The organism is Actinomycetospora sp. (assembly GCF_055612215.1).
In genome coordinates, this window is sequence record NZ_JBVPVA010000685.1 from 1 (window position 1) to 4,598 (window position 4,598).

Below are 4,598 nucleotides of genomic sequence, written 5' to 3' on the forward strand. Positions count from 1 at the left end.
CACGGACGTCGGCCTCGAGGCTCGAGGCGTGCGCGAGCGTGTGGCCGGCGAGGTCGTCGACCACCTGCGCGGTGATGTGCCGCGAGGACCGGGTGACGACCAGGCGCGGACGCCCCGGGGTGCCCTCGACCTTCTTGCGCAGGCGCGCGTGCCGACGCACGCGGCCCGTGCGGCGGGTCTCGGAGACGTTCTTGCCGACCTGGGTCGGCTTCTTCTGGGTGGTCTCGGCCATCACTTACCCGTCTTCCCGACCTTGCGGCGGATCTGCTCGCCGGCGTACCGGACGCCCTTGCCCTTGTACGGGTCGGGCTTGCGCAGCCGGCGGATGTTCGCGGCGACCTGGCCGACGACCTGCTTGTCGATGCCCTGCACCGAGAAGCGGGTCGGGCTCTCCACCGTGAAGCTGATGCCCTCCGGCGCCTCGATGCGCACGGGGTGGCTGTAGCCCAGCGCGAAGACCAGGGTGTTGCCCTGGAGCTGCACGCGGTAGCCGACGCCGTGGATCTCGAGCTTGCGCTCGAAGCCCTGCGTGACCCCGAGGACGAGGTTGTTGATCAGTGAGCGCGAGAGCCCGTGCAGCGAGCGGTTCTCCCGGTCGTCGTCGGGACGCGACACCTGCAGGACGCCGTCGTCGACCGCGACCGCGATGGGGCGGTCGACGGTGTGGCTCAGGGTCCCCTTGGGGCCCTTGACCGTGACCTTCTGGCCCTCGATCGCGACGTCGACACCCGACGGCACGGCGATCGGGGCCTTGCCGATGCGTGACATGGTTCGGTTCCCCTTCCCGCTACCAGACGAAGGCGAGGACTTCCCCGCCCGTCCGTCGTTGGTAGGCCTGCCGGTCGGTCAGCAGACCCGAGGACGTCGAGATGATCGCGACGCCGAGGCCGCCGAGCACGCGGGGCAGCTCGGTCGACTTCGCGTAGATCCGCAGGCCGGGCTTCGAGACCCGCTTGAGGCCGGCGATGCTGCGCTCGCGGTTCGGCCCGTACTTCAGGTCGATCACGAGGCTCTGGCCGACGGCGGCCGGCTCCGTGCGGTAGGCCGCGATGTAGCCCTGCTCGAGCAGGACCTGGGCCACCATGGCCTTGAGCTTGCTGTGCGGCATGGAGACGCTCTCGTGGAACGCCGAGTTGGCGTTCCGGACGCGCGTCAGCATGTCCGCGATCGGGTCGGTCATCGTCATGGCGACCAGGTCACCTTCCTCGCCGTGGTACCCCGGGTCGTCCGGCGGGCGGACGACCCCGTAGCGGGCCTGCGGCGTCCGGGGCGGGTCAGAGAATTGTCGGGGGTCCGGCCGGGCGCCCCGATGCCGTCGAGCAGGTGCTCGCGGTGGGCGACCCGCTGGATGAGGGCCAGGAGCTGCGGGTCGATCGCGCGACCGGGCAGCTCGTCCTCGGCGGGCACGTCGTCGTGGGTGGGCACCGCGCTCACCACGACGACTTGCTGACGCCCGGGAGCTCGCCCTTGTGCGCCATCTCGCGCAGGCAGACGCGGCAGAGTCCGAACTTGCGCAGGACCGCGCGCGCACGCCCGCACCGGTTGCAGCGGGTGTAGCCGCGGACCTTGAACTTCGGGGTCTTCGCGGCCTTGTTGACCAGTGCCTTCTTCGCCATCTCAGTTCTCCCTGAACGGGAAGCCGAGGGCGCGCAGGAGGGCCCGGCCTTCCTCGTCGGTGGTCGCGGAGGTGACCACGGTGATGTCCATCCCCCGCGGCCGGTCGATCGAGTCCTGGTCGATCTCGTGGAACATCGACTGGTCGGACAGACCGAACGTGTAGTTGCCGGACCCGTCGAACTGCTTCGGCGAGAGCCCACGGAAGTCGCGGATGCGCGGGAGGGAGATCGAGACCAGGCGGTCGAGGAACTCCCACATCCGCGCGCCCCGCAGCGTCGTGCGGGCGCCGATCGGCATCCCCTCGCGCAGCTTGAACTGCGCGATCGACTTGCGGGCCCGCCGGATCTCCGGCTTCTGGCCGGCGATGAGGGTGAGGTCGCGGACCGCGCCCTCCATCAGCTTCGAGTCGCGCGCGGCCTCGCCGACGCCCATGTTCACGACGACCTTGACGACGCCGGGCACGAGCATCGGGTTCTCGTAGCCGAACTGCTCGGTGAGCGCCGGCCGGATCGCATCGCGGTAGCGCTGCTGCAGACGGGGACGGGTGTCGGTCTCGGTCGACGACGTCTCGGTGCTCGTCATGAGATGTCCTTCCCCGTGCCGCGGGAGATGCGGACGCGCTTCTGCTCGCCCTCGCCGCCCTCGCGGTAGCCGACGCGGACCGGCTTGCCGTCGGCGTCGACGACCATCACGTTGGAGACGTGGATCGCGGCCTCCTGCGTGACGATCCCGCCGGACTGCGCACCACGCTGGTTCGCGGACTGGGCCGTGTGCTTCTTGACGCGGTTGACGCCCTCGACGAGGACCCGGTCGCGGTCCGGGTAGGCCTTGATGACCTTGCCCTTCGCGCCCTTGTCCTTACCGGCGATGACGAGGACCGTGTCGCCCTTCTTCACCTTCATCTGGCTACAGCACCTCCGGCGCGAGCGAGATGATCCGCATGAAGCGCTTGTCGCGCAGCTCCCGGCCGACGGGGCCGAAGATGCGGGTCCCGCGCGGCTCGCGGTCGTTCTTGATGATGACCGCGGCGTTCTCGTCGAACTTGATGTACGAGCCGTCCGGGCGGCGCTTCTCCTTGGCGGTGCGCACCACGACGGCCTTGACGACGTCGCCGCGCTTGACCCCGGACGCCGGGATGGCCTCCTTCACGGTGGCCACGATGACGTCGCCGATCCCCGCGTAGCGGCGGGAGGAGCCACCGAGCACACGGATGCACAGGATTTCCCTGGCTCCCGTGTTGTCGGCGACCCGGAGTCGCGACTCCTGCTGGATCACTGCTTCTCTCCTGACCTTCCCGGCGACGAGCGCCGGATGGTTTCGGCGTTCCTGATTACTTGGCCTTCTCGAGGATCGAGACGAGGCGCCAGCGCTTGGTCGCCGACAGCGGCCGGGTCTCCATGAGGAGCACGCGGTCGCCGGGGCCGGCGGTGTTGTGCTCGTCGTGCGCCTTGACCTTCTTGGTCCGGCGGATGACCTTCGAGTAGCGCGGGTGCTTCACCCGGTCCTCGAGGCTCACGACGATCGTCTTGGCCATCTTGTCGGAGACGACCAGGCCCTCACGCGTCTTGCGCAGGCCGCGGTCGTCGTTCCGCTCGGAGACCGGGCTCTGCTCGGTCTTGCCGGCCGTCTTGACCTCGGAGCGGACCTGCTGCTCCTCGTCGCGCTCCGGAGCGGTGGCTCCGGAGCTCGTGGCGGTGCTCTCGCTCATGCCGCTCCTTCCTCGTCAGGAGCCGCGGACAGGCCCAGCTCCCGCTCGCGCATCACGGTGTAGATGCGGGCGATGTCGTGCCGGACGGTCCGCAGCCGGCGATTGTTGTCCAGCTGCCCGGTCGCCATCTGGAACCGGAGGTTGAACAGCTCGGCCTTCGCCTCGCGGGCACGCGCGACGAGCTCCTCACCGGTCAGCTCGCGCAGCTCGCTGGCGGGGATTCCCGCTGCCATCAGAACGCCTCCTCACGGGTGACGATGCGGCAGCGCATCGGCAGCTTGTGCTGCGCACGACGCAGTGCCTCACGGGCGGTGGCCTCGTTGGGGTAGCTCATCTCGAACATGACCCGGCCGGGCTTCACGTTCGCGATCCACTTCTCCGGCGAGCCCTTGCCGGAGCCCATGCGGGTCTCGGCGGGCTTCTTCGTCAGCGGGCGGTCCGGGAAGATGTTGATCCAGACCTTGCCGCCACGACGGATGTGGCGCGTGATCGCGATACGGGCCGACTCGATCTGCCGGTTGGTGACGTAGCCGTGCTCGAGCGCCTGGATGCCGAAGTCGCCGAACGCCATCTGCGTCCCGCCCTTCGCGGCACCCGAACGGTCCGGCCGGTGCTGCTTGCGGAACTTGACCTTGCGCGGGATCAGCACGCGTCAGCCCTCCGATCCGGAGCTCGCGGGGGTCGACGACGCGGCCTCGGCGGCGGCGCGCCCGGCCTCGGTGCCCGAGCCGGTCGTGCCCGAGGCGCCCGAACGACGACCGCGGGGGCGGTCGCCGCCACGGCCGGCGCGGCCACCACGCGGGTCGCGCGTGGCGGCGTCGAGGGCCGCCTGACGCTCCGACTCGCGCTTGCCGCCGACCACGTCGCCCTTGTAGATCCAGACCTTCACGCCGATGCGGCCGAAGTTGGTCCGGGCCTCGAACAGGCCGTAGTCGATCTCGGCGCGGAGCGTGTGCAGCGGCACGCGCCCCTCGCGGTAGAACTCCGAGCGCGACATCTCCGCGCCGCCGAGACGGCCGGAGCACTGCACCCGGATGCCCTTGACGCCCGGGCTGCGCATGGCCGACTGCATGGCCTTGCGCATCGCGCGGCGGAAGGACACGCGGTTCGACAGCTGCTCGGCCACGCCCTGCGCGACGAGCTGCGCGTCGGCCTCGGCACCCTTGACCTCGAGGATGTTGAGCTGGACCTGCTTGCCGGTCAGCTTCTCGAGGTTGCCGCGCAGCCGGTCGGCCTCCGCACCGCGACGGCCGATGACGATGCCCGGGCGGGC

General features: G+C 70.2%; 12 protein-coding genes. All 12 read right to left on the reverse strand.

Features of this window, described 5'->3' with window-relative positions; all coding sequences use genetic code 11:
• On the reverse strand, positions 1-232 hold a 232-nt coding region (locus AC0CYZ_RS18740; RefSeq protein WP_472218047.1), incomplete at its 3' end, for a 50S ribosomal protein L18.
• Positions 232-768 (reverse strand): 50S ribosomal protein L6, encoded by a 537-nt coding sequence (rplF, locus tag AC0CYZ_RS18745; protein ID WP_472218049.1) that lies wholly within the window; start codon positions 766-768, stop codon positions 232-234. The genes rplF and AC0CYZ_RS18740, both read right to left, overlap by 1 nt.
• Before the next feature lie 19 nt (positions 769-787).
• Entirely contained in the window at positions 788-1,186 is a 399-nt protein-coding gene (gene rpsH, locus AC0CYZ_RS18750) for a 30S ribosomal protein S8 (RefSeq protein WP_472218050.1), read from the reverse strand.
• On the reverse strand, positions 1,183-1,425 hold the full coding sequence (locus AC0CYZ_RS18755; RefSeq protein ID WP_472218052.1) for a hypothetical protein: 243 nt from the start codon (positions 1,423-1,425) through the stop codon (positions 1,183-1,185). Before AC0CYZ_RS18755 ends, rpsH begins: the two co-directional genes overlap by 4 nt.
• Positions 1,426-1,430: 5 nt before the next feature.
• A complete protein-coding gene (locus AC0CYZ_RS18760; RefSeq protein ID WP_378039015.1) occupies positions 1,431-1,616 on the reverse strand; it encodes a type Z 30S ribosomal protein S14 in 186 nt (61 codons plus the stop codon).
• 1 nt (position 1,617) lies between these two features.
• Positions 1,618-2,199, reverse strand: coding sequence for a 50S ribosomal protein L5 (rplE, locus tag AC0CYZ_RS18765; RefSeq protein WP_472218054.1), 582 nt, complete (start codon positions 2,197-2,199; stop codon positions 1,618-1,620).
• Positions 2,196-2,519 carry a 50S ribosomal protein L24 gene (gene rplX, locus AC0CYZ_RS18770; protein ID WP_472218056.1) on the reverse strand — a complete coding sequence of 108 codons (324 nt, stop codon included), beginning with the start codon at positions 2,517-2,519 and terminating at the stop codon, positions 2,196-2,198. Before rplX ends, rplE begins: the two co-directional genes overlap by 4 nt.
• Positions 2,520-2,523: 4 nt before the next feature.
• Entirely contained in the window at positions 2,524-2,892 is a 369-nt protein-coding gene (gene rplN, locus AC0CYZ_RS18775) for a 50S ribosomal protein L14 (RefSeq protein WP_472218058.1), read from the reverse strand.
• Positions 2,893-2,947: 55 nt separating this feature from the next.
• The gene (gene rpsQ / locus AC0CYZ_RS18780) at positions 2,948-3,190 is read right to left on the reverse strand and encodes a 30S ribosomal protein S17 (protein ID WP_472218066.1); all 243 of its coding nucleotides are present in this window, start codon (positions 3,188-3,190) and stop codon (positions 2,948-2,950) included.
• Between the two features lie 131 nt (positions 3,191-3,321).
• Positions 3,322-3,558: a 50S ribosomal protein L29 gene (gene rpmC, locus AC0CYZ_RS18785; RefSeq protein ID WP_472218060.1), complete on the reverse strand. Its 237-nt coding sequence runs from the start codon at positions 3,556-3,558 to the stop codon at positions 3,322-3,324.
• Positions 3,558-3,974, reverse strand: a complete 417-nt coding sequence (gene rplP, locus AC0CYZ_RS18790; protein WP_472218062.1) for a 50S ribosomal protein L16 — start codon at positions 3,972-3,974, stop codon at positions 3,558-3,560. The genes rpmC and rplP overlap by 1 nt, the downstream gene beginning before the upstream one ends.
• A gap of 3 nt (positions 3,975-3,977) precedes the next feature.
• On the reverse strand, positions 3,978-4,598 hold a 621-nt coding region (rpsC, locus tag AC0CYZ_RS18795; protein WP_472218064.1), incomplete at its 5' end, for a 30S ribosomal protein S3.